Here is a 26,728-nt window from a genome sequence, read left to right as displayed (position 1 = left end):
AGCATGGCCTCGACGGAATCCCTTGGGCGAATGCTCTTCACCATTGAAATCATGAAGGACAGGTTGACCTCGTCGGGGCTCCCGCCGCTCACGCTGGCCCTTACCAATTGCCGGAGGATGCCATCCATCGCTTCGCGATCGGTTGCCCCCAGCGCGTTCGCCATGAGCTGTTCGCCGAGCTCCGGATCGGGATGGTCGATGGAGAATCCGTGTGATGAGAGCCTTATCCGCGGGGCTGCGGCAGCTTTGGTGGGGTCGGTTGCGGCGATCGTCTTTGGCATGGCGAGGCTTGGGGCGGTGTTCATGTCGCGACTCCCTGGCACCCGCGCGGCAAGCGCGCGCGGTTCGGCCACGCGCAGGCCATCGTTCGCTGCGCGGAGCCGGTGCAATTTCAATCGTGGGTGAGGATTCGGGTGAGGATTCTTGGACCGCAATTGCAACCGACGCGCCCGCTATTGCGGACCGACGGGCGTTACAGGATTGCGGGATAATGAAGGAATGCCCCTGATTTGCCCGACGTGTCAAGTTGCTGTTCGAGCGCCCGCGGCCGCCTGCACCTTTGCATGGGGTTGTTTTCGATATTTTGGGAGCGTGCACCTTTGAAGGGGAGTTCTCCAACGTCACCCGCAGGCAAAGGCACGGTGCGATACGCATGGTAGCGGGTATCAAGTTGCATGGCCGACCTTCGCAGTTTTGTTCTGAGTGGCGCGCCAGGCCACGATATTCTGCGATGTTCTACGACATTGTACGACGCAGCCCCCGTATGCGGTGGCTTGGTTCGAAATAAGCAGAGTGTCGCGATCCAAAGCTGGACTCGCTCGCTAAAGATGGACGGGCCCCTCGTTTTGGATCGGGAAGCGCACTCCTATTTCAGTTCGAGAACGAAGAATCCGAATGACGGGGGTTCGAGTCCCTCCCCCGCTACCACGGGCCACGATTCTGCACGCCAAACTACGATTTTCTGCGATTTTGTACCCACGATGGCCGCACTCGGCGCGGGTCTCACGCAGTGGCAATCGTGTCGATGAGTTCGGTGTAGCGGCATCTCGGGCTGAATCGGCAGTCTACCACTGCAGAGCCCTAGGCGCTTTGGGATGAACAGCGCCGGTTTGATCCGAGATCGATGACTTCCGGTCAGGCCAGACACTGTTCTTGGCACAGAGCGCAGGTTTGCCAACTTGAGCTGGTTCAAAGCTTACGCATTGCTGATCGCCCGCGACCGTCCTCCAGATCGAATGCCCGTAAGAGGCGCCAGAGACCAGACCCGAGCATCGACGTGACCACAGGAGTGCGACCGGTGTCGCCGTCGATCTGAACTGTGACGGTCCGGCCGACGATCAATTCGTCCGCATTGTCTTTCAGATCGAGCTTGATCCGGACGGGAACGCGCTGCGCAAGCCTGACCCATGAGAACGTCGGGTTGATATTGGCAAGCATGCTCGCACCCGAACTTCGTTCACGATCTTCGATTCCTCGGGCGATGCTATCAACTTTTCCTCTCAGGGTCGAGCCGCCCATCAACCTGACATCGGCAGCATCGCCTACATGGATGCGTGCGAGCTTGGTCTCCTCGAAATAGCCTTCGATGCGCACGGTATCGGTGTCGATCAAGGCCATGATGCCTCGGCCCGCTGGAAGATAGGAGCCCGGACGCAGATCGAAGTTCGTCACGCGACCGTTCACCGGCGCGCGGATCTCGGATCGGGCCAGATTGAGACGCGCGACGTCCAAATCCGCTAGGGCCTGATTGTAGGCAGCCCTGGCCTGAAGGTCAGCAGCGCGGACGGTCTCGTGCTGCTGTTGAGAAACGACCCCGTCGCTCAGTTTGTCATAGCGGGCGCGGTCGCTCGCGGCTCTCTCGACGGCGGCTTCCCGGCTTGCCACTACGGCCTCCGCCTGTCGGACGGCCAGGTGGAAACGCTCCGGATCCAGCCGGAGCATGACGTCCCCCTTGCGAACTGCCTGATTATCCTTGATCAGGACCTCTTCGACGAGACCGGAGACGTCCGGCGCAACGGCGACAACGTCGGCCCGGACGTGACCGTCCCGCGTCCAGGGCGCATTTGCGTAGTGGTCCCACATGTCGATGCCGACCGGTGCCGCGATGGTGAGAGCCAACGCGGTGATGAACATGCGCGGCAGGATCGAGCTTCTCGCGGTCATGGTAGTAACGTTCCCAATATAGCGTAGGAGATATCGACGAGGATCACGAAGATGGCGAAGTCGAACAGCGCCGGGTGCCACGCGAAACTCTTGATATCCGGCGACACGAATCGCTTGAGCGCTGCAGACAAGGCGACTCCAAGCCCGAGGGCGCAGACGCAGGCGAAGACAAAGGTCGGCACGAACACACCAGCGATGTTGATCTCTTCGTTCATTGCGTAACTCGGTCGAAAGACGGAGCTTGCGCATTCGGAAAGAGCGCGCGGCGGAGGCCGACCAATGCAGTCAGCCGCGTTCGTCGAATTGCGGGCTCCCATGCGCCGTGCTCGCGCAGTGCCACATCGATTGCCGCGAGCAGGGCCCGCGCCTCGGTCGGATGAAGCTCGCTGTTCCCCGTCGCGAACCATCGAAAGGCGTGCGACAGCTTGGGGGTCAGACTCTCGAGGTTCTTGCTGAGCTGGTCGTCGAAACCCACCACGCTCGATTTCAGGTCGAGCAAGTCCAGGCCCATCTGCAGCGCGGCCAGCGAGCGGCCGGCTTCCGCCTCCACGTCCGTGCCGGACAGCGCCAATCTGGGAACGACCAGGCCGAGGCGGTCGAGCATCACGCCCAGCCACCGCTCGCGGTTCATTGGTCGGCGGGCGCCGGCGAGGATCGCCAGGTCGACCCATCCGTGCCGGAGCAGGCGCCGGGCCGCGCGCTTTGCCGTCACCGAGCGGAATGTACGCACGGCCAGGAACGCGGCAGCGAGGCCGACGACCGCGGCAGCGTTGGCATTGATGAACGAAGCGAAGTCGGCCGAGAACCTGTTTTGAAGATCAAGCGCCCCGATCAGGCCGAGGACGAGGGCCAACGCTTTGAGAGCGTGACGCGGATTGGCCTGCTGATAACCGAGGACGAGGAACGACGGAGCCAGCGAGGCTGCCAACATTGGAAATCCGTCGATCGCCGGGAAGATCAGAAACAGGTAGATGGCCGCGATCGGCAGCGACGCCACTGTCCAGATCGTATAGGACACCAGGGTCGGTGCTGGATCGTCGAGGCTGCTGAACAGCGCTGCAGCGATCGCTGCGATCTGTGCGGCGGTGGCGCCTTCCGGCCAGGAGGTTGCGATCCAGACGGTGCAGCAGCCAAGCACGGCCGCGAAGAGAGCGACGACGGACAAGGCAGCGAGACCCTGATCACGATGGAGATTTCTCCTGGCGCGGCGGATCTTGGGGCGAGGTGCCGCAGTCAGCTCGGAAGTCGCCTTGGATCCATGGATGATCGCGGACAATTCGTGGGCCGCAGCCAATGCTTCAATCAACGCCGCCGATTTGGCGATCGTGCTAGATGCGAGAAGCCTATCCCATTCGTCCTGCGCAGCGGGCAGTGCGGCTTCGAATTCCGCGCAGCGGCGCAGCAACTCGTCCGCGCTCAGCCGCGATTCAACTGGATCGCGCGCCCATTCGCCGAGTTGCGAGAGAAGTTGATTCAGCTCCGGCGTGCACCGGTTGCCGAGTGCGCCGAGCCGGTCTTCGACCGCCGTCAGCATGGGCAGCACGAGCGCGAGTTTGTCCTGCAAGGCACGGATCGCCGATATCTCCGGCTTTGTCGCAGCCGTGTCGTAGCGGAGATGAGTCAATAGCATTTCGAAGTGGGTGACGTCTGCCGCCAACCGCCAGCGTGCGGAGTCTGCTTTCGTCGGTGCGTGATTTAGCAAGGCATCCGCCGTCCAAGCGGAAGCATCGCGAACAGCGGCGTCGATTGACTTCATCAGCGCGCCCGTGACGTCGCGCGGAAACAGCAGGGTGTGGACGATCGTTGCACAGCAGATGCCGAGGACGATTTCCTCGACGCGTGCCAGGGCGGTGTCGAAAACCAATTCCGGAGCAGTTACGCTTGAGAACGCGACGGTCGTCGCGGTGTATCCCGCCAGCATGAAGGCGTAACTGCGGGGCGTCCGGTCCTGCAGGGAGACGTACAGACAGAACGTCGCCCAGCCGGTGATGGCGACGGACATCAAGGTCGGCTGATCGACCAGGATTGGAACCAACGTCAGGGCTGCGCAGGCCCCGAGCAGCGTGCCGAGCAGGCGGTAAACGGCACGCGAACGGACGGCGCCCGCAAGCGGTTGGGCGGTAAGATAGACAGTGAGCATCGCCCAAGATGGCCGCTGTAGCCCGAGACGAAACGCCAGATAGATCGCGAGCATCGCCGCGATGAACGAATTGGCCGAAAACAGCGCCCATTTGGGGTCGAAAGTGAGTGCGGCGTCTCCGAAAACGCGAGACAGAAGGGTTCGGGTCATGTTCCAGGTCGGGTCTGTGAAGCACCCGGACGATAGAACTTGTCGCGCAACGAGAATTTCGCTACTTTACCAAATAATTGCTAAATCATGACAATGCGCGGCTCTCTCCTCCAATATTACCGTGAATTCGATCCGGACGCGCTGAATCGTCCGGTCGTCGCACTGATGGTCGATACTCAAGAGAAGGAGGACGAGCTTCCAATCCACACACATCGGAAAGGGCAGTTGGTCCTGACACAGCGCGGCGGTGTAACTTGCGAGGTCCCCAGCGGGCTTTGGATGGTGCCTCCGCGATGCGGCGTCTGGATTCCCGGTGGCATGCCGCACAGCAATCGCGTGACTGCCAATGCCAGCATTCACTTTCTGTACGTAGACATGGACGCGGCGCACGTTCCGACGGAGTGCTGCACGCTGTCGATCACGCCTCTGCTGCACGAAGTGATTCATCGCCTGGCGACGCTGCCGCCGCTCTACGATCCGGAAGGACCAACGGCTCAGATCGTCGCCGTCCTGCTGAACGAGCTCATCGAGATGCCGACCGAGCAACTGCATCTTCCGGTCACGCGTCACTCGAAACTACGCGCGATCGCCGATACCTTGATGGAAAATCCCGGCGATCGCCGTACCGTGGCGGAATGGGCCGAAACCATTGCTCTCGGCGAGCGGACCCTGATGCGCCTTGTCGTCGCCGAGACCGGCATGACGTTCAGTCGTTGGCGTCAACAACTCCATATCATCGTCGCTCTTCAGCGCTTATCCGCGGGAGATTCCGTGCAGTCGGTGTCTGAATCGCTCGGCTACGAGTCTGTCAGCGCGTTCATCACAATGTTCAAGAAGGCGCTCGGCAAATCGCCGGCACGATATTTCTCCGATCGCGTCAACAAACAGGGCGAGAGTGTTGAAAGTGCGGAGCACTTAAGCCGCGAGCGGTCACCGTGAGGATCGAAATCAAAGTCGTTCGTTTCGAACGATTTCGATTCCGAATCCGGACAGCCCTTTGAAGTGATGAACTGATGATGTCAGATGGCGGATGGAGGTTATACCCAGATCTCGCAGAATCTGGGCGCCGACCCCGATCTCGCGCCATTGCCGATTGCGATCGCCCTCCGAGGAGCTTGACGGGGCCAGCGGTACCGGTGGAACGCCAGCGGCACCGTCTCGCAGGTAGATGAGCACGCCGCTTCCGTTCTCCTTGAAGCGCTGCAACACAGCGTTCATCTTCGCTTGAGCCTGACCTGAAAACATGTCGCGTATGATGTTCGGCTTGTAGAAGCGGGTCAGCACGTTCCTGCCATCTCCTATGTCGCCATACACGTACGCAACATGGTGAATTGGATCAAACGGCGATCGATAGGAGTATCCTTGTAGCGGACCGATTGGACTATCGGCAGTGACGCTTGAGACCCGCTCAATTAATTTCTCACGCGCTTGCCGGAAACGGATGATGTCGGCGATCGTCAGGTGCTTGAGATTGTGCCTGTCCGCAAACTCAAGAACTTGCGAACCCTTCATCACCGAGCCGTCGTCGTTCATCAATTCGCTGATGACGCCAACCGGGGACAAGTTGGCCATCTTGCATAGGTCGACCGCGGCTTCAGTGTGGCCGGATCGCATCAGAACGCCGCCTTCCTTCGAGATGAGCGGAAAGATATGGCCGGGACGCGCGAAGTCACTTGCGCCGACGTTAGGGTTGGTCAGAGCGCGGCAACACGAAGCGCGTTCTTCAGCAGAAATTCCAGTGCCGCCATCAGGTTTATAGTCGATTGAAACGGTAAAGGCGGTGGCATGGTTGGCGTCGTTGTTGTTGACCATTGGATCAAGTCTCAGACGACGCGCGTGTTCGGAGGTGATGGGCGCGCAGACGATGCCGGACGTGTGGCGGATGATGAACGCCATCTTTTCGGCGGTGCATAGCGATGCCGCCACGACGAGGTCGCCCTCGCCTTCGCGATCGTCATCGTCAGTAACGACGACTATCTCCCCATCGGAGAGGGCTTTCAAAACGTCGGAAATCGAAGCCGTCATGTGCCGCTCGCACCAGCTCGGTCGTCAGAGACCGGTCACGCTATGGCTGAGGGTGCGGAAGGCCTCACCGCCCATCGCGCTATCACCCCGTGCTTGGGCGGCCGAGTCGTACCGAGGCTTCGCGGGCCTCTCCATATACTTCGAAGTACTATTGCACGCCTTGATCGTGACCGGACGGCTGGTGTCAATCGGGAGCACCGTCTTGTGGGAGATCCGCTTCAGGGCCAGATTTGAACGAATGCTCGAGACGCCGGGTATACGCGAGATCTTGTTGACGATGAGGTCTTCGAGGTCCTCTATGTCGGAAACCATGACACGGAGCAGATAGTCGCTGTCTCCCGTCATTAGGTAACACTCCATGACTTGGCTCAGGCGATCAATCGCGCGCGTGAAACTATCTAGAGATAGCTGGACTTGCTTCTCAAGCTTGACCTGGATGAACGCGGTTACGCCGATGCCGAGTACGGCCGGATCCAGTACCGCAATTCGCCGATCGATCACGCCGAGTTTTTCAAGTGTCTTAACTCGAGCAAGGCAGGGCGATGGTGAAAGATTGACGCGGGAGGCAAGCTCGACATTGGTCAAGCTCGCGTTCTGCTGCAGTTCATTCAGGATCTTTATGTCGATCCTGTCGAGAGCCGTCGTTGTCATGTCGTTGTCTCCTCCAAGGCAAACGGTCGCTTTATCGAGGCCCGGTCCCGCGCCTTATGTCGCGCGGTGACATCTCGATGACACGGATGCTAACCGCCGGCTGGGTTGCGGAATTTCGATAAAATGACGACTTGTATCGCAAAACAGTCAATCGCGATATGCGTCTCGCGGGAGCACAGTGCGATTGTCCTAAAAATAAGCGCGGATGCGTCTGAAAATACGTCAAGTGGCTCCGATAATGAGCATAAGACGCATCGAGGGATCTCGGCGATGGCTCCTCGACATGATCTGCTGCGCGACACCTTGAAATCCGGCGCACGTTTGGAATGACGGACGATCACGCTCGAATAAGTCATGCGATCTCATCACGAGCGAGCATGTAGGACAGAAGCGCCATCAGGTCGCGCGGGTGCAGCATAAAATGCTGATCAACAATGTGAGCGACGGGGTGTTTGAACATTAATGCTGGGAAGGCAGCGCGATTATTATTGGATAATCGCGGGAAATCTTCGATCGGCGGACCTGCGATGAATCGGAGCCAGGAAAGTGAAACTCAAGCAAGTCTATCTCACTGCCATCGAACCTGAAGGTCTTGCCAGGTTCTACGAAGCTCTGGGATTGACGATCCGCTTCGCGGACACCGGAAAGTGGATTCAGTTCGCAGACGATAAGACCGCTTTCTGCATCGCAGGTCCGACCGAGTCCGTGTCTGGTCAGTCACGGAATGTCGTTGCCGTCTTCGAGGTCGAAGATCTGGAAGCGACAATCGAACGCGCACGGGCTGCGGGCGCTGAGGTGTTCGGTGAAATTCGCGACATGGGCGCGCACGGCAGAGTGGTGCAGGTAAGAGATCCGCAAGGCAACACGATTCAGCTCTATCAGGCCACAAATAGATACAGCAGGGGCGGATCCTGCTGATTGAACTTGACCTGCCAAATCGAGGCAATTGACCATCATAACCTCTCGAGTGTCGCTAATGCCTGTTCAAGAAGCTCCATTGCTCAGCGCGGCGGAATTTCTCAGCGCAATGCGAAACGTGCCTGGCGCCGTTTCGATCGTCACCACCGGTAGGCGGCCGAGCAGGCACGGTCTGACGTTGACCGCAGGCTGTTCATTGTCGACTGAGCCGTCAAGCGTGCTCGTCTGCGTCAATAAGTCCGCTGGCGCGCACGATACTATCAAGAATAGCCGATTGTTCTGCTGGAATATTCTGGCGGCGGATCATTCCGCGCTGGCCCAGAAATTTGCTGGGCAGGACGGGAGCAAGGGCGACATACGATTTACTGAAGGCTCGTGGCGAGAGCTTGTCACGGGAGCGCCAAGCCTGATCGAGGCGATCTGCAGTTTTGATTGCTGCGTTGTCGAGACGCACGATGCGGGGAGCCACACGATATTTGTCGGCGAGGTCGTGGCGCAGGCGACAAACGCCGATCGGGAGCCTCTTGTCTATGTGAGGGGCGCATTTGCAGTGCCCAGAATTCAAGACCCACGACACTAGTTTAGTGCGAGACAACGATGCCGCGAAAGTGCCTCAAGCAGCAGTGGAATCCGAAGATGATTTCCTCCCCGGGAGGCCAATAAAGTTCGACGAACCAGGACAGAGCATCAATGGCGGGGTAGTCATGATCCAAGCGAAACGTAATCGGCCGCAGGTTGTCGCGCCATCGAGCGTCGCGGTGTCGAAGCCGCAATGTCCACTCGTACCGTTTAGTGGCCGCTAATGTTGTCGCTTTGGCTCAATGTTCTCGCGAGCGGAATTCTGCTCGGTCTGGTCTACGGGCTCGTCGCGCTCGGCCTGACGATCATTTTCGGCGTCATGCGTGTCGTCAACTTTGCGCACGGTGAGATGGTCGTCTTCGGTGTCTACATCGGGTATTGGGCTGTCCGCTTTTGGGACGTTCCAATCATTGTCGCGGCAGCGATAGCAGCGATCGTGATGTTCGTCTTCGGATACCTGTTGGAGACCGTGATCGTGAAGCGGTTCGTCAATCGACCCCATCACTATCAATTCATCGTCTTTATCGGTCTATCGCTGCTTTTCAGCGGCGCCCTGCTGGTGACGTTCGGACCGGATCCCCGTCCCACTGCGTCCCAGCTGTCGTTTCGTACCGTATCGCTTGGCTTCTTGACGCTGGATCTGGCGAGGCTGCAGGCGGCGGCGACTGCAGGCGTGCTCATCGTCATGCTGGGAGCGTATCTGAAGTTTTCGTCGTTTGGCCGGTCCTTGAGAGCGGCCGCAGACAATCGGTTGGGCGGCCTGGTCGTAGGGCTGAACATTCCGCGGGTATATGCGGTGACCTTTGGTATCGGAACGGCGTGCGCAGGTGTCGCCGGCGCCTTGATATCTCCCTTGTTTGACGCCCAGCCATATCTGGCCGTGGACTTCACTCTGCTCGCTTTCGTGACGGTTATCGTCGGCGGTCTCGGCAGCTTCAGTGGAGCGCTACTGGGCGGATTGACTATCGGCGTGGCCGAGGCCATCGCGGCCTTGATGTTCGCTCCGTCGATGAAAACAGCACTTCCCTATGCACTCCTGATCATCATCCTGATCTTTCGTCCTAGAGGGTTTTTCGGTGCAAAAGAGTTTTGATGGCGCGACCGAGATGAAGCGGTGGCTCGCTGGAGGAATGCTCTTCGTCATCCTTGCTTTGGTCGGCGCCGTGTCGAACTCGTATGTCCTGTCGTTGATGACGATCGTCTTGCTGTTCACCTTCATGGGGCAATCGTGGAATCTGATGCTCGGGATCGGCGGCCAGCTGTCGATAGGTCATGCCCTCTTTGTTGGTCTCGGCGCTTATTCAGTGGCCGTGCTCGACATCAAGTACGGCCTCTCTCCATGGATAGGCCTTCTGCTCGGCATGGTCATAGCCGGATCCGTCGGTGCGGTGATGGCGTGGTTGAGCTTCCGGTTCGAAGTGCGTGGAATCTATTTCGCGTTGCTGACGATCGCTGCCGCGGAGTTCGCCAGGATCATGTTCAGTGGCTGGGAGTTTGTCGGCGCAATGCAGGGACTGTTCTTTCCAGCGCCAAGCGGCACGATCGACATCTCGATGCTCCGAGGAGATGCGCGGTTCTATTACTTTCTCGCGCTCGCTCTGGCAGCATTGGGCATTGTCGGAACTGAATTTATCTCGCGATCGTACCTTGGATATGTCTGGCGGGCGATGAGGGATGATGACGAGGCGGCCCGCGCTCTCGGTGTCCGCACGTTCCGACACAAAATTCTTGTGATCTCGATATCGGCGGCGGCCGCGGCAGTCGGCGGTGGAATTCTGGCACTCGTGCAAGGATCGATATTTCCAGATTCGATCATGGGCATGGGAATCTCGGTTGACGTCCTGATTGGGCCCGTGGTCGGCGGGCTGGGTACGACGTTCGGCCCGCTGGTCGGATCGCTGGCCGCTATTCCTCTGAACCATTTGATGAGCGCTCTCGGCGACAGTCTTGGGATCCCGGGGCTGAACAATATCGCCTACGGTATCGTTCTGATTTTGGTCGTCTGGTTGTTGCCGGACGGCATTTGGCCGGCGATCGTCCGGCTCTATAAGGCAATCCAGTTGCCATCCAGCGTGTGGCTGCCGCAACCCAGGAAGGCCGAGCGATGACAAGCCTGCTCGAGGTAAAGAACCTCTCTCGATCATTCGGGGGATTAGTCGCAGTCAACGACGTCAGCTTCGCCCTTGCAGCCGGTCATATCACCGCGCTCATCGGGCCGAATGGGGCAGGGAAGACGACATGTTTCAATCTTGTTGCCGGGGCCCTGAAGCCGACGAGTGGGCAGGTGTTCTTCGAGGGGCGTTCGATAAAGAATACACCGCCTGAAGACGTCTGCAGGCTGGGTATCGCGAGAACGTTCCAGATCGTGCGACCGATGCGCGATATGTCGGTCCTGGAGAACGCGATGGTCGGAGCCTTCAGTTGGACCAAGAAAGTAAACGAGGCCAGAGCGACGGCATACGAGTCGCTCGAGAGTGTCGGGCTCGCCGGCAAGGCGAATGCGAGGACGGATCAGTTGACGCTGCCGGATCGGAAGATGCTGGAAACGGCTAAAGCGCTATCCACGCGACCGAAGCTGCTCTTGCTTGACGAGGTGATGGCGGGCCTCCGGCCCACCGAGGCGGCGGGAGTTGTCCGCGTGCTACAGAAATTGGCCGAAAGTGGACTAACGATCCTCCTCGTCGAGCACGTCATGCGGATCGTGATGGAGGTCGCGTCGAGCGTCGTAGTACTTCATCATGGAGCTAAAATCGCAGAAGGAAGTCCTAAAGAGGTGGTCGCGGATCCGAGGGTCCTTGAAAGCTATCTGGGGACGGGCTTCCATGCTTGACGATGCGCTTTTATCGATCGACGGTCTTTGTGTTGCGTACGACGGATCGAACGCCTTGAACGGCATCTCCTTGCAGATCCACAAGGGCGAATTGATCTGTGTCGTGGGCGCGAATGGTGCGGGAAAGACTTCCCTGATCAGATCAATCTCAGGCATCGTTCCATCTTCGAGCGGTGTCGTGAGGATGAACGGCGTTGATATTACCGGGATGCCGCCGTGGGAGATCTGCGAACTCGGTATTGCGCAGGTCGCCGAAGGGCGGCAGATTTTTGGAAGCCTTTCCGTCGAGGAAAATCTGCTCCTGGGCGGATCACTTAAGCGCGCGAAAGCCAACCAGATCGAAACACTCGAGTTCGTCTATCAATTGTTTGAGAGGCTCCGAGAGCGTAGGCGACAATTTGCCGGGACGCTATCCGGCGGCGAACAGCAGATGTTGGCTATCGGACGCGCAATCATGTCGAAGCCGGAAGTAGTCATGTTCGACGAGCCGTCTATTGGACTGTCGCCCGCTTTGACGGACGTGATGTTTGGAGTGGTGAAGTCTTTACACGAGCAAGGGATAACGGTGCTTTTGGTCGAACAGAACGTCGCGAAATCCCTCGCGTTGAGCAATCGTGGCTACGTCTTGGAAAACGGATCGATCGTACTCCACGGATCGAGCCACGAACTGCTGAACAACTCCGAGATTCAGCGCGCATATCTCGGAATGTAGCGGGCTTTTCGCCCTTATGTATCAAGCCGCTCAACGAGGGTGGTTCTATCTCTCCTGGCTAGCCGGCTTTACGGTCGGCGGAAGCGCTGGAAATCCGTAGCAGAAAATGCCGCGAGATGGCGCTCTAGCCACAATTTGTGTCGATGCGCGCTGACACGGAAACGGTGTACAGCAATCAATTCCGAGGTGCGTTGCTTAAGCTTTCCCTATGGAAAACAATGACGCCCTTATAGTCGAGCGCGACCTTGACATAGTCACGATGACCATGAATAGGCCGCCAGCAAATGCCTTGAATAACGGACTAATCAATCGCTTGCTGGCCACTTTTCGTGCACTGTCTACTCAATCGTCGCCGCCGGGTGTTGTATTGACGGGTCAAGGTGATCGCTTCTTCAGTGCCGGCGGCGACATAAAGGAAGTGGCCGGCATCGAAATATCTAGACCCCGCATGAGGGTCTTCCACGCGCTTCTTTGCGAGATAGAGAGATATCCGGGTCCGGTCGTATGTGCCGTTCGAGGGTATGCAGTCGGAGGGGCGCTGGAATTTCTTCTTCATGCCGACTACGTCGTCGCAAATCGCGAGTGCAAGATCGGATTTCCGGAAATCAACCACGGCCTCTTGCCTGCAGCCAAAGGAATACGGCAAGCAGTCCGGAAACTGGGACTTCGTGAAGCACAGGCATTGCTCTATTGGGGCGAGTTAGTCGATGCGCAGAAAGCCCTCGAAATTGGAGCGGTCAACGAGATCACAACCACCGCGCAAGTGACGATTCGTTCCGTGGAAGTATGTAAGCATCTTCGTGGAAAGGAACAAAAGCTATTTGCCGCGATCAAGCGCTCGTTGAACTTGACGGGACAAATGGATGACTCCTCGCTCGAGGCGATGACGATTGAAGATCTCAGCGCCTATCTGACCGATAATAGTTCTGCAGACGCGCGTGCCCGCTTTCTATCGAAGAATTCAAAGAAGGAATAAATGACAGCATTGGCTGATGAAATCCGCCTAGAGCTCATGAGCGTCGACGAGGTATCGGCTGCCCTGGCGCAAGGAGGTTCGACGGTCCTGATACCATGCGGCGCTGTCGAGCAGCATGGACCGCATCTTCCGCTTTGCATGGATGCCGATCACGCTGACGCGCTCGCGGCAAGAGTGGCACGGCATCTTGGCAATGCCCTGATAGCCCCTACGATCAAGGTCGGCTGTTCAGCTCACCATCTTGTCTTCCCCGGCACCATCTCCCTTCGACCGGAAACGTTCGAAGCAATCTGCCTGGACTACTGCACAAGTCTCGCACACCATGGATTCAAGCGCATTCTGCTATTCTCCGGACACATCGGAAACTTTCCGGTCTTGCGCGACATTCTTCCTCGGTTGAGGCGCGCGGTTCCGAAAGACGTTGAGATCGACGCGTTCTGCGACTCTATTGCTTGGATCGACAGGTGGCGAAACGCGGTCAAAGCTGCCGGGGGTGACCCGAATGCAGTTGGTGGGCATGCCGATATAGCGGAGACGTCTCTCATGATGTGTCTCCGCCCCGATAGAGTGCGGCTAGATCGGTTCGAAGTAGGACACTTGGGCGCTCTGTCTGAAGAGCAGCTTCACTCCATGTGGAAGAATGGGATCAAGTCGATCACGGAGAACGGGATCATTGGCGATCCGCATGGTTCGACCGTCGAAATCGGCGAGCGATGCCTTGAGGCGATAGCGGATCTTCTGGTCGTCTCGTTCGGTAAATAAGTCGACGCCTGTTGCACCTCATGCGTGCCGCCAACACAGGAAGCTGCCAGCGAAGGAATACGACGTTGCAGCCCGCAAGAGGTGTTGGTCAGGGACAGAAGCGTGGTTCGGCTGCTTACAGCATAAAATTCGGAAAGTTATGTAACGACGACCAGCATTCGAACGAAAATGTTGCTCCGCCTATGAAACGCTGAGCCGATCTCGAAATGCTCAGAGGATTTAAAAGATGGCACTTACGTTCGGGTTTTGGTCGGAGCAAGAAACCCAGGTCGGCCAGAGCTATGCGCGCCGACTTCATGAACTGGTGGACGAGGTGCGCCTCGCGGAAAAAGTTGGGTTCGACTGCGTCGCGCTGTCCGAGCAGCACGTCGCGCTCGGCGGTATCTCGAGCTCAGCGCCTGAGGTCGTGTATGGCTACCTCGCCGCCGTGACGTCGCGCGTGAAGCTGCGGTCCGCGGTTACCCTGATGCCGCACAGGATCAATCACGCTTTGCGGTCGGCAGAGCGATTGGCGGTCACCGATATCCTATCCCATGGCCGCATGGAATTTTACGGCGGCCGCGCCAATACGACCATCGCAATGCGCGCGTTCAATGTCGATCCAAGTGAAACGCTTGCGCAGATGGAGGAAGGTCTCGCGCTTCTGAAGAAGTCGATGCGCGAGGATATCTTCACTTTCGAAGGCAAATATTACCAGATTCCACCGCGAATGCTTGTCCCGAAGCCGGTTCAGAAGCCGCATCCGGTCATCGGCATTGCCGCGACCAGCGAACGCAGTCACAGCTGGGCCGGCTCCGAAGGGCTGGCCGTGATGAGCAGCAACATCTACCAAGGGTGGGAAATCCAGGAAAAGCTGATCAACGCGTACCGCAGTGCTTGGAGACGGGACGAACTCGGCCCGCTTGAGCGTCCTCGCATCGGCGTTCCGCTCTTCTTCGGCATCGGCCCCACGGACCAGAAGGCGAAGGACGACTACGCTGAGCCTCTGATGCACTATGCGAGGATCTCCACCGACGCGTATCCCCGCCTGGCGAAACTTGCTGATGACTATGCGTACATGAGCGAAAGCGTTCCAGCGATGGAGCGTGCCGCAAAGGACTGGGACTACCTGCTTAACCACTCGGCGACGACGGTCTGCGGAAGCCCCGACACCGTCATTCGCCAGATCGAAAAGTTCCAGGCCCTGGGGATCGATGAGGTGCTTCTTCATCTCGATTCGGTGAATCACGAGAAGATCATGGAAGCGATCGAGATGGTCGGGCGCTACGTGATTCCCCATTTCAACGACAGAAACAACGTCGTGCGGCCCACGGAAGACATCCTCGGGCAAATTCGAGCTATGCGGCCTCAGAAGTAGTTTCGCAAAGAAACAAAAGGGAAAGACCAATGCAACAGCATAGCTACAAGTATCTGATCATCGAGAAGCGCGCCAGCGGCGTTGCCGTCGTGACGATGAACCGGCCGGAAATTCTGAACGCGATCAATTGGGACATGCACGAGGAACTGGAGCAGGTCTTCGTGGATCTCGATAAGGACAAGTCGGTCCGTGCGATCGTGCTGACCGGCGCGGGACGCGGCTTCTGTTCGGGCGGCGATCAGAAGTCGCTCGACAAGGGCAAGCTTCCGTCGCCGACAAGGAGCGGACGTCACCTTATCCGCAATATGCTCGAAGTCGAAGTTCCGCTCATCGCGGCGGTCAACGGCGTTGCCGTCGGTCTTGGCGCAACGCTTGCCTTGTTTTGCGACGTCATCTTCGCAAACCCGACCGCGCGATTTGCCGACACGCACGTAACCGCTGGCGTCGTTGCGGGCGACGGTGGCGCGGTGATCTGGCCTCTTCTGATGGGGCCTGTGCGAGCGAAGCACTATCTCATGACGGGCGATTTCATTTCCGCAGAGAAAGCGGCGTCGATGGGGATGATCAACGAAGTCATTTCGAACCGGGACGTCAGAGACGCTGCAATCGAGTACGCCGAGATGCTTGCAGGGGGGCCGCAGGAATCGATCATTTGGACGAAATACAGCGTCAACAAGATCATCAAGCAGTACGCACACCTGCTTCTCGATACTTCGGCCGCGCTGGAGATGCTTACCTTCGCATCGCCGGAGCGTCGCGAGGCTGTAGCCGCATTTGCAGAGAAGCGGAAGCGCTTCGCGGAGCGATAAGATGGACGTCGAATCCGTTACGTCGGGAGCTCAACTCGTCGACGTGACCATTCCGCAGCTTTTGGGCGCGCGAAGAGCCGAACGCCCGGACGCGGTCGCGTATCACCAGAAGCGTCACGGCGAGTGGATCGCCGTGACGTGGAAGCAGTATTCGGATCGGGTCGCAAGCTTGGCGGTTGCCCTGCAGAAAGCCGGGCTCGAGCGTGGGGACCGCATCGCCATCATGGGGGACGTGTCCCAGGAGTGGCTGCTTGCGGACATGGCGACGATCTGCGCCGGCGCCGTGATGGTCGGTGTCTACTTCACCTCGTCGCCGGAAGAAGTCGGCTACTATCTGAGCGATTCCGGAGCGTCCTTCGCCTTCGTCGGCAGCGAGCTTCAGCTGGGCATCGTCCTTGGATCGGGACAGGCTGAAAAGCTGAAAAAGATCATTATGCTGGATGCTGCATGGAACGGGGCCGGCGGAGCGGCAAATGTCGTCTCCCTGAAGGACTTTTGCGGGACGGCTCCGGTCGATACCGACGCATTTTTGCGGGAGCAGGCGGCGAAAGCCAAGGCCAGCGATCTGGCGAGCATCGGATATACCTCCGGCACCACAGGCTTCCCGAAAGGTGCGATGCTGACGCATCTCTCGTTGCTTGCCGGCGCGCACTGCGTAACGACGTTCACCATGCGCATGCGCACCGACACTCATCGCGTTGTCGTCCATCTGCCGATGTCGCATACCGTCGCGCGCGCGCAAGCCACGACAATGCCATTGATCGCAAAAATGGTTCCGTATTTTGGCGAGACGAGCGCGGATTTCGCTCAAACGATCAAGGAAGTCAAGCCGACCTACTTCATGGCGCCGCCGCGGTTCTTTCAGCGGTTTGCCACGCAGATCCTCAGCAAGGTTCATTCCGGGTCTGCGAGGCAGAAGCAGGACTATCAATTCGCGATGAAGATCGCCCGCAAGGCGCTTGATGATCGTCAGGCTGGTGGTGAGCCAGACCCTTTCATATCCGGGCTCTTCGAGGTCTGCCGGAAACAGATATTCCGTCCATTGCTTGCCGAAGTCGGATTCGAAGAACTCACGGTTGCCTTCACGTCCTCGGCGGCGATGCCTTCCGAACTGATGTCTCTGTGGCAATTGTGGGGACTTCAGCTTAAGGAGTGCTACGGCCAGACAGAACTGGTCGGAGCCAACCTGGTCCAGATGGCAGAATGGCCTGAGGCCGGTACCGTCGGAATGCCTTTGCAGGATCCGGCGTGGGAGACAGCGGTTCTTGAAGACGGGGAAATGATCACCCGCGGACCGGGACTCTTTGTTGGATACTGGAATAAGCCCGAGGAAACCAAGTCGGCTCTGCGGGACGGTTGGCTCTATACCGGAGATATCGTCGAAGTCGGACCGACCGGGCTTTTCAAGCTGATCGATCGCAAAAAAGAAATCATCAATACATCCAACGGCAAGTCAATTAGCCCCACCCAGATCGAAAACGAGATCCGGCATAGTCCGTTCATCTCCGAAGCGGCGGTGATCGGAGAAGGAAAGAAGTATCTCACCGCGTTGATCGAAGTCGACGCGACCGCGACGATGGATTGGGCGAAATCGCGCGATCTTAAGATCGCACAGTATTCGGACCTGGCGAATTCCGAGGTGGTCGTCCGAATGATTGAAGGCGAGATTGCCAAAGCAAACAGCCGGCTGGCGAGAGCCGAGCAAATCAAGGCCTTTCGAATACTGCCGGAGGAGCTGTCTCCGGAGAATGGCGTGATGACACCGACACGAAAAAAGCGCCGAAAGCAACTGATGGAACGATACCGGTCGCTGATCGATACACTTTACGACGACACCGAAGAGAACCTGATCAAGACCGAGATGGGAATGTGATCTGAACCATTGCCGCTTATGCGAATCATACGTGCCGGGTGCATGTCGCAGCAGCTTTCGAGGTACAGCGCGCACCGTCATCCATCCATAAAGTTTCCTACCGAACCGCCTCAATATTCATTGCAGTCAAGAGGGGACATCACATGAAGAATCGCATCGGAAACGGGATAACGCGCCGCACCGTACTCGGCAGCGGCGTTGGCATCGCTGCCGGGCTTGTATCGTGGCCGGTCAAGGCGGCGACCCCCACCAAGGTGCGAGTCGGCGCGATCATGCCGAGCAGCGGTGTGTTGGCGTTCCCCGGACAGGCTTGCGTGCGCGGCATCAATGTTGGTGCGAAGTTCGCCAAAGAGAAGTTCGGAATCGACATCGAAATCATCCACGCCGATACGCAGAGCAGGCCGGAGAACGGGCGAATCGCCGCCGAGAGCCTCATCAGGCAAGGTTGCAGGGTACTCATTGGAGCCTGGGACTCAGGAGCAACCATCTCGGCGCTTCAGGCCGCGGAGGCCGCGGCCGTTCCGATGGTGGTGCATATCGCGAGCGCGACCCAGGTGACCTCGCAAGGGTTCACCCAGGTCTTTCGCTACTACCCCACGTCGCTGACGATCGTCAGGAAGTCTCTCGCCGACTTGAAGTCGGTCCTGTCGACGCTGAAGGATTCGCCGACGAGCGTCGCCGTTCTTCATCTCAACAACACGATGGGTCAATCGACCGCTGCAAGCATCGATCAGGCCTGGAAGGAAGAGAACGTTCCGCTGAAGATCGCTCAGTACGTTCCGTATGACGAGCGGGCCAAGGACCTCTCGGTTGAGGTCGCGAAGGCCAAGGCGTCGGGCGCCGATGCGCTTGTGTCGGTGACGCGCGTCAATGATGCCATCATGATCATCCGGGAATGCATCAAGCAGGGGTGGAATCCCAAGATGATCTTCTCGCCGAACTCCAACGGCGTGCAGGATAAAGCGTATTACGACGCGCTGGGCAAATACGGCGACGGCGGAATCTCGACGGGCTTGTGGTGCAACCCCAAGGCACCGGACACCGAAGCCATTCTCAAGCGGTTCGCCGCCGACTATCCAAATGATTGGTTCGATGGAAACGCGGGATGCGCGTTCGAAGCCGTGCAGATTGTCGGAGATGCGGTGACCCGCGCAGCTTCCCCGGAGTCTGCAGCAATCCATGCTGCGCTCAAGGCGACTGACATGACGCCGTTCCTGATGTCGAGCGGCAAGATCAAATTTGATGCTACCGGCCAGAATATGGGCAGCGACATAACCATGCTACAGGCCCAGAATGGAAGGCCCCGTGTGGTCTCGCCGCGGGCCGTTGCGGAAGCGGAACTTCAGTATCCGCTGGTTCCGTTCAACGCGCGGTGAACAAGAGATGAGATGCGGCCCCGGACAATCGCACCGGGGCCGCAGCTCTTCGATGGTTGAGCTCTCTGACTCTCCGATTATCGCGTTATGCGAACGGCTCGTGGCTGATGAAACTGGACCGCTCAGCAAGGAACCGGCGAGGGCTTTTTCCCATTGTCTTCTTGAACATCGTTATGAAGGCGCTTGGCGTCTCATAGCCCAAGTCGAGTGAGACGGCCTGAACCGAAGATCCCGCCGATAAGCGCTGCAATGCGACCAGGATGTGGAGCCGCTGTCGCCAGCGCCCGAACGTCATCCCGGTTTCCTTGAATACTAGACGTGCGAATGTGCGCTCGCTCATCGCATATCGAGCAGCCAACTCCTCGACCGTGCTCCGATCGGCAGGATCATTGAGAAGGGAGACGGCCAAATGCTGAAGTCGACTATCGGTAGAGATAGGTAGGTACATCTGTTCGGTGGACATCTGCACCAGTTCGTCGAGCAATACGCGCCCGAGTCGACTTGTCGGTCCCTCGATCGGATACAAGGGTGGAAATACGGATAATCGATGTATCAACTCGCGGACGAGCGACGATATCGTGAATGTGCAGCAAGTGGTTGGAAGCATACTCGCCAGCGGATCGATGAAGACGACGTAGACTTTTCCGTTGTCTGACACGCGGTTGCTGTGCAGAACTCCCGCGGGTATCCACACGGCACCTTGCGGCGGAACGATCCATAGTCCGCCCGGTGCACGACACATGACCGATCCATGAGAGGCGACCACCAACTGCCCCTTCTTGTGCGAATGAAGTGGTAGCTCATCGTTGTCCTGGCCTGTCTCGATGCAGAAGGAGACAATTGGTCGGTCGAACTGGTCTGGATCGATCGGATCGTAATTGATCCGAAGGTCCGGCAAATTCATTCGGGCAAAGCCGTGATCCGTTTCAAACGCGGGTGACTTGTGCATCGAATTCACTCGTGGAGACTGGGTTCCAATCTGTTAGGCGGCGATAGGGCCGGCGGAGGATCCCTTCAAAGGATAGCCCGCTGACACATTATCGTCACGGAAAAGTAAGGCGGTCGAGGGAAAATTCGCGGCAGAAGACTGAATGCGGCCCGCCTGACGCGCGGCCGCGAGGCGATCGGTCGCTGATGGTTGCGGTCGCCGCTTGGCATCATGCCTGCGGATCGTTGAGAGAGCCTTGACCCAGCCAGTTTGCGCGTAGTTGCGCAACGAAAGCGCCTGCAATTAATGCGTGTCAATCCGGCCGCGGCAGAATGGCGCGCTCCATGCGTCTCGTGCAGATGATTCCTTATCGGCTCTGCTCCTATGTGCGGCGCGGCAGGGAATGCCGAGTATAGGCGATAGCGCGCCCCTTTAGCTGCGCATTCTGTCAGATGGGTAGGATCTTCGGCAAAATATGCCGGGCAACTAATGCTACCAAGGAAGGAGTTCGCTGGCGCTGCGAGAATGACCGTTCGCATCGATCCGCCGATCAAGGTGGCCAATGCGCAATCGCATGACCAGGACCAAAATGAAACAGCCGATTGGCTCGCTTCCCTCGGGTCTCTTTATCGAAACGCAGGAGCCGAACGTGTCCGATACATCCTTTCGGTCTTGGATCGACGCGCGAAGGAACTGGGCGTGTTGCCGAGCGGGAAGAAAGCGCTGAAGCGCGTGAGCGGTTAGAAACCGAAAAGCGAAAGGCAGCATGCAGCTGTCTCGCCGCCGGCTCTTCATAGAGGACCTGGAATATGGCGGAAAATGCTCGGAGTGTCTTCAGCGTACCTTTGAGCGCTCAAGATGAGGAGTTTGCGGCAGCATGCCGAGACTTCGTTCTGGAGAGGGAGCCTAATCTAGGGTCGTCCATCGTCATAGTGAACAACCAACTCACGATAGCCAATGACCTGCATGTTCGGGAGGCATTTATAGAACTCGGTCTCGCTAGATTAGTCCGAGTTCTCCATCTCGCAATCGAGGGCAAAGCGATTGCGGTTAAGAGAGTACCAAAACTCCTCTTCGACCTCGCGCGCTTCAGAACAAAAGTTATCCGCGCGCTCCGCAGAAGCAATAGAGGATAGTCACTCAGGTAATATCTCACTGTAGCAGGTTTGGTCGCAGCTGATTTCTTCGCGGCACTGTCGGTGTGTGACCGAGATCCGTGCGATAGATGTCGGAAAAGTCATGCGGTGGCATCATCTTCGGTACAAAATGCTGTGCGGAATGTCCGATCGTTCTGCCGCTGAGATCGTTCGTTGAGCCATCTTCGATCGAAATCTGCATTCGGCGTTCGCGAGAGATCCCTATCTTTCGCTTCCTCCCCTTACTTGGCCCGGCTCCATCGCCGGGCCATTTTCTCTCACCACAGCCGGCTAAAACGTTTGGCCAGCGAATTCGGCTCATCGATGATCGTAATGTGGACCGCGGCCGGCTCAGCGGCGTATGATTTTCTTGAGGATTTCGGTAAGCGTTCGAAATTCTTCCCGGGTCAAGGGAGCGAATGTCTCGCTTGAAATCTCGCCGATAGTCTCGATCGCGGCGTCCGCTACCCGCCTGCCCTTTTCAGTCAAATCGATTTCTCGCCGTCGTGGATCTAAAGGATCCTCGGAGCTCTTGATCAGGCCACGTGATTTGAGACGATTGATAACGCCGGTGATCGTGGCTGAGTCGTAGTGAATCAGCCGTCCTAAGTGGTTTTGAGAGCAAGGTCCGACCTCCCTCAATTTCGCCAGCGTTGAGAATTGGGGTGCAGTTAGTCCTTCAATCATCTTCGCGGCAAAGATGGACGTGTGAGTACGGAGCGCGACGCGCAATAAGAAGCCCGGTGCGTCATCCAGCCTGTAGGACTGTACAGCTTCCTTCAGCCTCTCCGCCGAGCGCCCCTTTGTTTTCGGTTGCACGACTTTCGTCCCCTCGCGGTACGTTGCCTTAGCTCGTTTTCAGAAAAGTGTGAATGTTCAGCTCCGAAAGTCTTCGGCGCCGGTCGTTTGTCTACATTCGTTGAACTCAGGAATCCATCTTTGTTCGACCTCAGTCTGCTTTATCGCGCTTTGCCGCGTCGAGGCGCTCCGGCGACGGCTGTCCTTTTTCCGGCGCATCGGTCTTCCGGGCGCTGAAATCTAGAACATCGAAGGATTGAAACCGCGCGGCGGTGAACATTGGCTGCAAGCGAATTGTTGCGCCCTCCGATTCTGGGGCCGATGCACACGATCTCACCAATTGTGTACAAGTGCAGCGCTTGCATACGAGTGATAAATAGCTTAGCGTCCGCGGATTGCCTTCGTGAGGAGCCAAGCAGGCCCCTGCAACCTTCGGCGGAGGCATCTGGATACCATCGGATTTGCGGATGTCGGCAACTGACAACATGAGTTCCGTTCGACCCGACCTGATTGAGAAGGTCACGGGACGCGCCGAGTACGTTACCGACCTGACGGTTCCGGGAATGTTGCACGGGTTTGTGGTTCGCTCGCCGGCCATTCACGCGCGCATCGTTTCGATCGATACGAGCGCCGCACGATCGATGGACGGCGTCGTGGACGTGCTCGTCGGCGAAGATGTCGCTTCGTTCGGTTGCTGGGGCGTCGTGCTTAAAGACCGGCCGATCATCGCGACCGACCGCGTGCGATATGTGGGCGAGCCCGTCGCAGTGGTGATCGCGGAGACGATCGAGATCGCGGAAAATGCCGCAGAAATGGTCGATGTCGAATACGACGAGCTTCCGCGCGCAACGACCATCCGGGAAGCCCTGGCGGAAGATGCGCCGCTCATCCATGAGCGCCACGAAAATCTCGAAGACTTCTATTTTAAGGGCGGCGCCCGGCCGACCCAGAACAGCAATATATTCCACACTTACCGGAATAACGTCGGAGACGTTGAGGCTGCGGAGGCGGCCGCGGCCTACATCCACGAAGATCGTTTCACCTTTCCAGCCATTTCTCACTTCGCAATGGAGCCGCATGCGGTCATTGCTGATTTCCAGGGCGATTCCCTGACGGTCTGGGCAGGTGCACAAACGCCGACCGCTGTTCAGAAGGTGCTGTCGCGACTCTATGGGCTGCAGTTGGCCAAGGTCCGCGTGATCGTTCCGTTTGTCGGCGGAGGGTTTGGCGGCAAGGCCTCGGTGAAGATCGAGCCTTTGGTTGCCGCTGCATCGTGGAAGGTGCAGCGCCCGGTTCGCGTTGCGCAATCCATGACTGACTCAATGCTCACCTGCCGAAGGCTGGGCGCCGACATCACGATTCGAACGGCTGTGGACGCCAAGGGACGGGTCGTCGCCAAGAGCGCCAAACTGCTGCTCGATGGAGGGGCATATTCCGACACAGGCTCAGCCGTCGCCACGAAATCGGCAAATCGCATCATGGGCCCTTACGTGGTGCCCAATCTGCGTCTCGAGGCGTGCGCGGTCTACACGAACACCGTTCCAGGTGCAGCATTCCGCTCGATCGGAGGACCGCAAGCTGTTTGGGCCAAAGAATCGCACATGGATAATGTTGCGGCGGCAATCGGCATGGATCCGGCCGAGTTTCGGTTGCTGAATTTGGCGTCCCGCGGTGAACGCATCCGCCCCGATCTGCGGGCGCTCGACATGGATATGGGCGAGCTGATGGGTCGGGTGACCCAGTCGTTCGCATCGGAGGTGCAAGCATCCAACCGGCAGGCGCGCGGACTGGCAGTCGCCGCAACCGATCCGGCCAATACGCCGATCAGTAACGCGATCGTACGTCTCAAGATCGACGGGTCGATCCTCGTTTCGGTCTCCAGCATCGAAGTCGGCCAGGGTGCACACGCGACAATGGGGCGGATCGCGGCGCAGACCTTGAAGCAGCCGACCTCGGCGGTAACCGTCTTGCGCACCGATACCGCCGTCGCCCCTTACGATTGGGGCACCGGCGCAAGCCGATCGACCGTTGTCGTCGGCCTTTCCGTCGAGAATGCCGCACTCGACGCGGCTGATCAGATCCTCGAAATGGTTGCTGGCGTCTGGGAGCTTCCCCGGGAGAACCTGTCGCTCGTTGAGGGTGGTGTATCGACTGGATCGGAGGTTCTCACCTTCCATCAGATTTTTCACCGCACGTTGGGTGTCGACTCGGGAGAGGTCATCGGCCGCGGCGCGATTACGCCGCGCTCGAGGAAGGGCGCCTTGGTCGAGTCCCCCCTGTTCTGGGAGACTTCGGCGGGCCTCGCTGAAATCGTTGTCGATGAAGACACCGGCGAAATCCAAGTCCCTCGATATGCCAGCGCCGCTGACGTCGGCCGCGTAATCAATCGCGTCGCCGCGGAAGGGCAGGACGAGGGGGCTGCCGTCATGGGCCTCGGACACGCGCTTTATGAAGTGCTGGAGTTCGAGGATGGCCAACCCATCAATGCGACGCCGATCGATTATTCGATCCCGCGCATCTCCGACGTTCCCCCCGTGTTTGACACCATCCTTGTCGAAAATGGCGACGGACCTGGTCCAGGCGGCGCCAAGGGAATGGGCGAGGGAGCGATCCTCCCGGTCGCGCCAGCGATCGCCAACGCGCTGTTCTCCACCTACGGCATTCGGATCACCGACCTACCAATGACGCCCGAAAAGGTATGGCGCGCCCTGCAGAAGAGGAGCTGAATTCATGGAATTCAATATGTCGATGGTGGTGCCAGCGACGCCGGCGGAGCTTTGGAGCACGCTGCTCGACATCCCTCGCATATCGGGTTGCATCCCCGGCTGCGAAAACGTCGAGGAAATCGAGCGGCTTGCAACTTACAAAGCGACCGTCAAACAGAAGATCGGTCCTTTCAAGGTCGAGGTCCCGGCCGACATCATCGTTGAATCGGTAACGGAGCCGTCTCACGTCCGCACGCGCGCCACGGGTCGCGACAAGATCACCGGGACGAGGCTGGCGGTTGTTCTCGACGTGACCGTGACGCCGGAAGGGGCGGGGTCCACATTCGCTGTGGACGCGAAGGTCGACGTGCAAGGTCGCCTCGCGACTATGGGGTTCGGCGTCATCAAGCGTCGCGTCGATCAGAACTTCGAAGAGTTCGAGAAGCGGCTCAAAGAAATGCTGGGCGCGACCTGATCATGCTGCCGTCACCCTTCGAATTCGAGAGGCCTTCGACGATCGCCGACGCCGTGCGTGCGGTCGGGGAGTCCGGCGACGGCATGTTCTACTCCGGCGGAACTGAACTGCTGCTGGCGATGAAGATGCGCGTCATCCGTACGGACCGGCTTGTCGACATCAAGGGAATCGTTGGACTTGATCGCATTGCTCTGAACGATGCGAATGACATCGAAATCGGTGCACGCTGTACGCACAAGAAGATCGCCAGTGATCCTGTTATTCGCGAGTACGTGCCGGCGCTGTCCTCGCTCTGTGCCAACGTCGCAAACGTCAGGGTCCGCAGCGTCGGAACGATCGGAGGCAATCTGTGCTTCGGAGAGCCCCACGCCGATCCGCCGACTATGCTCGCGGCGCTGGACGCGCGGCTGGTGCTTATTGGCCCCAGCGGCACGCGTGTCGTTCACGCCGACGATTTCATCCGGAGCGAGCTGGAAACGGTGCGGGAGCCGGATGAGTTGCTGACGGTCATTGCGTTTCCGCGCCCTACCGGGCCGGTGACCTATCGGCGGTTCAAGCATGGTGAGAGGCCCTCGGTGAATGTCGCGATGGCCTGGTCGCTCGGCGCCGGCGGAAGGACGATCACAAGCGCCCGCGTGCGGGTCGGAGCGCTCGGTTCGCGACCTCAGCTCCTGAAGGCCGTCGAAGACGCCCTCCAGGGCATATCCATCGCCGAAGTCCGCCCGGCTATCGAGGCGGTGCTCCCGACGGCGCTGGATGAGCTTGAAGTCAACGAGGATCGGCATGGCGGCGCCGACTATAAGCGCCACCTTGCAGGTGTCTTGCTTCTGCGAAACGCCGAAGAAGCGATCGCCGCAGGTGGGAGCGCGTGAAATGACAGATGTGCTGCCCATTTCATTCTCGTTGAACGGTCAGGCGATCGCGATCGAGGTTCCGACCCATACGCTATTGATCGATCTTATCCGGGATCGCCTTGGCCTGAAGGGAACCAAGCGCTCCTGCGACATGGAGGTGTGCGGCGCCTGCACCGTTCTGCTCGACGGTGAGCCGATCTCGAGCTGCACCACACTCGCCGTCGATGTCGATCAGCGCGAGATCACGACAATTGAGGGCGTGACGCCGTCCGATGGCCTGTCGCGGATTCAGAAGGCGTTCGTGCTTCACGGTGGCCTTCAGTGCGGCTTCTGCACGCCGGGCTTCATCATGGCGGTCACAGCGTTGCTGAAGGCGACGCCGCACCCCACCGACGAACAAATCCGTCACTACCTGCACGGCAACCTTTGCCGTTGCACCGGATACACCAAGATTTTCGAGGCCGTAAGGAGCCTTGCCGCCGAGCAAGTCTCCGAAGATGCCGCCTAACCC

The 26,728-nt window shown here is 58.6% G+C and carries 26 protein-coding genes and 1 pseudogene; 18 read left to right on the top strand and 9 right to left on the bottom strand.

Annotated features, from left to right (window positions below; all coding sequences use genetic code 11):
- The 4 genes and pseudogenes from OZ411_RS35845 to OZ411_RS35830 all read right to left on the bottom strand — a co-directional run.
- Positions 1-353 (bottom strand): annotated as a pseudogene (locus tag OZ411_RS35845) (hypothetical protein); the annotation flags it as partial.
- A gap of 835 nt (positions 354-1,188) precedes the next feature.
- On the bottom strand, positions 1,189-2,163 hold the full coding sequence (locus OZ411_RS35840) for an HlyD family secretion protein (RefSeq protein WP_282531719.1): 975 nt from the start codon (positions 2,161-2,163) through the stop codon (positions 1,189-1,191).
- Complete coding sequence (locus OZ411_RS35835) at positions 2,160-2,378, bottom strand: DUF1656 domain-containing protein (RefSeq protein WP_282531718.1); 219 nt, start codon at positions 2,376-2,378, stop codon at positions 2,160-2,162. Before OZ411_RS35835 ends, OZ411_RS35840 begins: the two co-directional genes overlap by 4 nt.
- Positions 2,375-4,453: an FUSC family protein gene (locus OZ411_RS35830; protein WP_282531717.1), complete on the bottom strand. Its 2,079-nt coding sequence runs from the start codon at positions 4,451-4,453 to the stop codon at positions 2,375-2,377. The genes OZ411_RS35835 and OZ411_RS35830 overlap by 4 nt, the downstream gene beginning before the upstream one ends.
- Positions 4,454-4,546: 93 nt before the next feature.
- On the opposite strand from OZ411_RS35830, the gene OZ411_RS35825 reads away from it, so the two are divergent.
- Entirely contained in the window at positions 4,547-5,392 is an 846-nt protein-coding gene (locus tag OZ411_RS35825) for a helix-turn-helix transcriptional regulator (RefSeq protein WP_282531720.1), read from the top strand.
- A 9-nt stretch (positions 5,393-5,401) separates the two neighbouring features.
- Here OZ411_RS35825 and ribB read toward each other — a convergent pair whose 3' ends face one another.
- Positions 5,402-6,478, bottom strand: a complete 1,077-nt coding sequence (gene ribB / locus OZ411_RS35820) for a 3,4-dihydroxy-2-butanone-4-phosphate synthase (protein WP_282531716.1) — start codon at positions 6,476-6,478, stop codon at positions 5,402-5,404.
- Between the two features lie 24 nt (positions 6,479-6,502).
- Entirely contained in the window at positions 6,503-7,129 is a 627-nt protein-coding gene (locus OZ411_RS35815) for an Lrp/AsnC family transcriptional regulator (RefSeq protein ID WP_282531715.1), read from the bottom strand.
- A gap of 546 nt (positions 7,130-7,675) precedes the next feature.
- Here OZ411_RS35815 and OZ411_RS35810 point away from each other — a divergent pair.
- From OZ411_RS35810 to OZ411_RS35755, 12 genes are all read left to right on the top strand, one after another.
- Positions 7,676-8,047, top strand: a complete 372-nt coding sequence (locus OZ411_RS35810) for a VOC family protein (RefSeq protein WP_282531714.1) — start codon at positions 7,676-7,678, stop codon at positions 8,045-8,047.
- 58 nt (positions 8,048-8,105) lie between these two features.
- A complete protein-coding gene (locus OZ411_RS35805; protein WP_282531713.1) occupies positions 8,106-8,627 on the top strand; it encodes a flavin reductase family protein in 522 nt (173 codons plus the stop codon).
- 222 nt (positions 8,628-8,849) lie between these two features.
- The gene (locus tag OZ411_RS35800; protein WP_282531712.1) at positions 8,850-9,719 is read left to right on the top strand and encodes a branched-chain amino acid ABC transporter permease; all 870 of its coding nucleotides are present in this window, start codon (positions 8,850-8,852) and stop codon (positions 9,717-9,719) included.
- A 13-nt stretch (positions 9,720-9,732) separates the two neighbouring features.
- A complete protein-coding gene (locus OZ411_RS35795; protein ID WP_282531711.1) occupies positions 9,733-10,734 on the top strand; it encodes a branched-chain amino acid ABC transporter permease in 1,002 nt (333 codons plus the stop codon).
- Positions 10,731-11,456, top strand: a complete 726-nt coding sequence (locus OZ411_RS35790) for an ABC transporter ATP-binding protein (RefSeq protein WP_282531710.1) — start codon at positions 10,731-10,733, stop codon at positions 11,454-11,456. The genes OZ411_RS35795 and OZ411_RS35790 overlap by 4 nt, the downstream gene beginning before the upstream one ends.
- Entirely contained in the window at positions 11,449-12,168 is a 720-nt protein-coding gene (locus tag OZ411_RS35785) for an ABC transporter ATP-binding protein (RefSeq protein WP_282531709.1), read from the top strand. The genes OZ411_RS35790 and OZ411_RS35785 overlap by 8 nt, the downstream gene beginning before the upstream one ends.
- Before the next feature lie 208 nt (positions 12,169-12,376).
- Positions 12,377-13,144 (top strand): enoyl-CoA hydratase/isomerase family protein, encoded by a 768-nt coding sequence (locus OZ411_RS35780; RefSeq protein WP_282531708.1) that lies wholly within the window; start codon positions 12,377-12,379, stop codon positions 13,142-13,144.
- Complete coding sequence (locus tag OZ411_RS35775; protein ID WP_282531707.1) at positions 13,145-13,906, top strand: creatininase family protein; 762 nt, start codon at positions 13,145-13,147, stop codon at positions 13,904-13,906.
- Positions 13,907-14,132: 226 nt separating this feature from the next.
- Positions 14,133-15,263 carry an LLM class flavin-dependent oxidoreductase gene (locus OZ411_RS35770; RefSeq protein ID WP_282531706.1) on the top strand — a complete coding sequence of 377 codons (1,131 nt, stop codon included), beginning with the start codon at positions 14,133-14,135 and terminating at the stop codon, positions 15,261-15,263.
- A gap of 29 nt (positions 15,264-15,292) precedes the next feature.
- Positions 15,293-16,072, top strand: a complete 780-nt coding sequence (locus OZ411_RS35765; protein WP_282531705.1) for an enoyl-CoA hydratase-related protein — start codon at positions 15,293-15,295, stop codon at positions 16,070-16,072.
- Position 16,073: 1 nt separating this feature from the next.
- A complete protein-coding gene (locus OZ411_RS35760) occupies positions 16,074-17,945 on the top strand; it encodes an AMP-binding protein (protein ID WP_282531704.1) in 1,872 nt (623 codons plus the stop codon).
- 143 nt (positions 17,946-18,088) lie between these two features.
- Positions 18,089-19,321 carry an ABC transporter substrate-binding protein gene (locus OZ411_RS35755; protein WP_282531703.1) on the top strand — a complete coding sequence of 411 codons (1,233 nt, stop codon included), beginning with the start codon at positions 18,089-18,091 and terminating at the stop codon, positions 19,319-19,321.
- Between the two features lie 85 nt (positions 19,322-19,406).
- Here the strand turns inward: OZ411_RS35755 and OZ411_RS35750 are convergent, their stop codons facing one another.
- A complete protein-coding gene (locus tag OZ411_RS35750; RefSeq protein ID WP_282531702.1) occupies positions 19,407-20,270 on the bottom strand; it encodes a helix-turn-helix transcriptional regulator in 864 nt (287 codons plus the stop codon).
- Positions 20,271-20,774: 504 nt separating this feature from the next.
- On the opposite strand from OZ411_RS35750, the gene OZ411_RS35745 reads away from it, so the two are divergent.
- Positions 20,775-20,993 (top strand): hypothetical protein, encoded by a 219-nt coding sequence (locus OZ411_RS35745; protein ID WP_282531701.1) that lies wholly within the window; start codon positions 20,775-20,777, stop codon positions 20,991-20,993.
- 743 nt (positions 20,994-21,736) lie between these two features.
- Here the strand turns inward: OZ411_RS35745 and OZ411_RS35740 are convergent.
- Positions 21,737-22,204: a MarR family transcriptional regulator gene (locus OZ411_RS35740; RefSeq protein ID WP_165420968.1), complete on the bottom strand. Its 468-nt coding sequence runs from the start codon at positions 22,202-22,204 to the stop codon at positions 21,737-21,739.
- 130 nt (positions 22,205-22,334) lie between these two features.
- Positions 22,335-22,472, bottom strand: a complete 138-nt coding sequence (locus OZ411_RS35735) for a hypothetical protein (RefSeq protein WP_282531700.1) — start codon at positions 22,470-22,472, stop codon at positions 22,335-22,337.
- A 178-nt stretch (positions 22,473-22,650) separates the two neighbouring features.
- Between OZ411_RS35735 and OZ411_RS35730 the strand changes: the two genes are divergently transcribed.
- The 4 genes from OZ411_RS35730 to OZ411_RS35715 are packed head-to-tail and all read left to right on the top strand — an operon-like array spanning position 22,651 to position 26,725.
- Positions 22,651-24,909 carry a xanthine dehydrogenase family protein molybdopterin-binding subunit gene (locus tag OZ411_RS35730; protein ID WP_282531699.1) on the top strand — a complete coding sequence of 753 codons (2,259 nt, stop codon included), beginning with the start codon at positions 22,651-22,653 and terminating at the stop codon, positions 24,907-24,909.
- 4 nt (positions 24,910-24,913) lie between these two features.
- Complete coding sequence (locus OZ411_RS35725) at positions 24,914-25,363, top strand: SRPBCC domain-containing protein (RefSeq protein WP_130577194.1); 450 nt, start codon at positions 24,914-24,916, stop codon at positions 25,361-25,363.
- 2 nt (positions 25,364-25,365) lie between these two features.
- Positions 25,366-26,235 (top strand): xanthine dehydrogenase family protein subunit M, encoded by an 870-nt coding sequence (locus OZ411_RS35720; RefSeq protein ID WP_282531698.1) that lies wholly within the window; start codon positions 25,366-25,368, stop codon positions 26,233-26,235.
- A gap of 1 nt (position 26,236) precedes the next feature.
- Positions 26,237-26,725 carry a (2Fe-2S)-binding protein gene (locus OZ411_RS35715; RefSeq protein WP_282531697.1) on the top strand — a complete coding sequence of 163 codons (489 nt, stop codon included), beginning with the start codon at positions 26,237-26,239 and terminating at the stop codon, positions 26,723-26,725.
- Positions 26,726-26,728 lie beyond the last annotated feature (3 nt).

The sequence above is a fragment of the Bradyrhizobium sp. Arg237L genome, assembly GCF_029990105.1.
Classification (GTDB): domain Bacteria; phylum Pseudomonadota; class Alphaproteobacteria; order Rhizobiales; family Xanthobacteraceae; genus Bradyrhizobium.
The sequence above is the reverse complement of the archived record's forward strand: the minus strand, read 5'-3'. Positions and strand labels throughout refer to the sequence as shown.

Coding starts and splice junctions, on each gene's coding strand:
- OZ411_RS35780 (WP_282531708.1), top strand. CDS start 12,377: ATGGAAAACAATGACGCCCTTATAGTCGAGCGCGACCTTGACATAGTC.
- OZ411_RS35790 (WP_282531710.1), top strand. CDS start 10,731: ATGACAAGCCTGCTCGAGGTAAAGAACCTCTCTCGATCATTCGGGGGA.
- OZ411_RS35715 (WP_282531697.1), top strand. CDS start 26,237: ATGACAGATGTGCTGCCCATTTCATTCTCGTTGAACGGTCAGGCGATC.
- OZ411_RS35765 (WP_282531705.1), top strand. CDS start 15,293: ATGCAACAGCATAGCTACAAGTATCTGATCATCGAGAAGCGCGCCAGC.
- OZ411_RS35755 (WP_282531703.1), top strand. CDS start 18,089: ATGAAGAATCGCATCGGAAACGGGATAACGCGCCGCACCGTACTCGGC.
- OZ411_RS35745 (WP_282531701.1), top strand. CDS start 20,775: ATGACCGTTCGCATCGATCCGCCGATCAAGGTGGCCAATGCGCAATCG.
- OZ411_RS35825 (WP_282531720.1), top strand. CDS start 4,547: ATGCGCGGCTCTCTCCTCCAATATTACCGTGAATTCGATCCGGACGCG.
- OZ411_RS35795 (WP_282531711.1), top strand. CDS start 9,733: ATGAAGCGGTGGCTCGCTGGAGGAATGCTCTTCGTCATCCTTGCTTTG.
- OZ411_RS35730 (WP_282531699.1), top strand. CDS start 22,651: ATGTCGGCAACTGACAACATGAGTTCCGTTCGACCCGACCTGATTGAG.
- OZ411_RS35815 (WP_282531715.1), bottom strand. CDS start 7,129: ATGACAACGACGGCTCTCGACAGGATCGACATAAAGATCCTGAATGAA.
- OZ411_RS35770 (WP_282531706.1), top strand. CDS start 14,133: ATGGCACTTACGTTCGGGTTTTGGTCGGAGCAAGAAACCCAGGTCGGC.
- ribB (WP_282531716.1), bottom strand. CDS start 6,478: ATGACGGCTTCGATTTCCGACGTTTTGAAAGCCCTCTCCGATGGGGAG.
- OZ411_RS35805 (WP_282531713.1), top strand. CDS start 8,106: ATGCCTGTTCAAGAAGCTCCATTGCTCAGCGCGGCGGAATTTCTCAGC.
- OZ411_RS35800 (WP_282531712.1), top strand. CDS start 8,850: ATGTTGTCGCTTTGGCTCAATGTTCTCGCGAGCGGAATTCTGCTCGGT.
- OZ411_RS35775 (WP_282531707.1), top strand. CDS start 13,145: ATGACAGCATTGGCTGATGAAATCCGCCTAGAGCTCATGAGCGTCGAC.
- OZ411_RS35720 (WP_282531698.1), top strand. CDS start 25,366: ATGCTGCCGTCACCCTTCGAATTCGAGAGGCCTTCGACGATCGCCGAC.
- OZ411_RS35725 (WP_130577194.1), top strand. CDS start 24,914: ATGGAATTCAATATGTCGATGGTGGTGCCAGCGACGCCGGCGGAGCTT.
- OZ411_RS35840 (WP_282531719.1), bottom strand. CDS start 2,163: ATGACCGCGAGAAGCTCGATCCTGCCGCGCATGTTCATCACCGCGTTG.
- OZ411_RS35760 (WP_282531704.1), top strand. CDS start 16,074: ATGGACGTCGAATCCGTTACGTCGGGAGCTCAACTCGTCGACGTGACC.
- OZ411_RS35830 (WP_282531717.1), bottom strand. CDS start 4,453: ATGACCCGAACCCTTCTGTCTCGCGTTTTCGGAGACGCCGCACTCACT.
- OZ411_RS35785 (WP_282531709.1), top strand. CDS start 11,449: ATGCTTGACGATGCGCTTTTATCGATCGACGGTCTTTGTGTTGCGTAC.
- OZ411_RS35835 (WP_282531718.1), bottom strand. CDS start 2,378: ATGAACGAAGAGATCAACATCGCTGGTGTGTTCGTGCCGACCTTTGTC.
- OZ411_RS35750 (WP_282531702.1), bottom strand. CDS start 20,270: ATGCACAAGTCACCCGCGTTTGAAACGGATCACGGCTTTGCCCGAATG.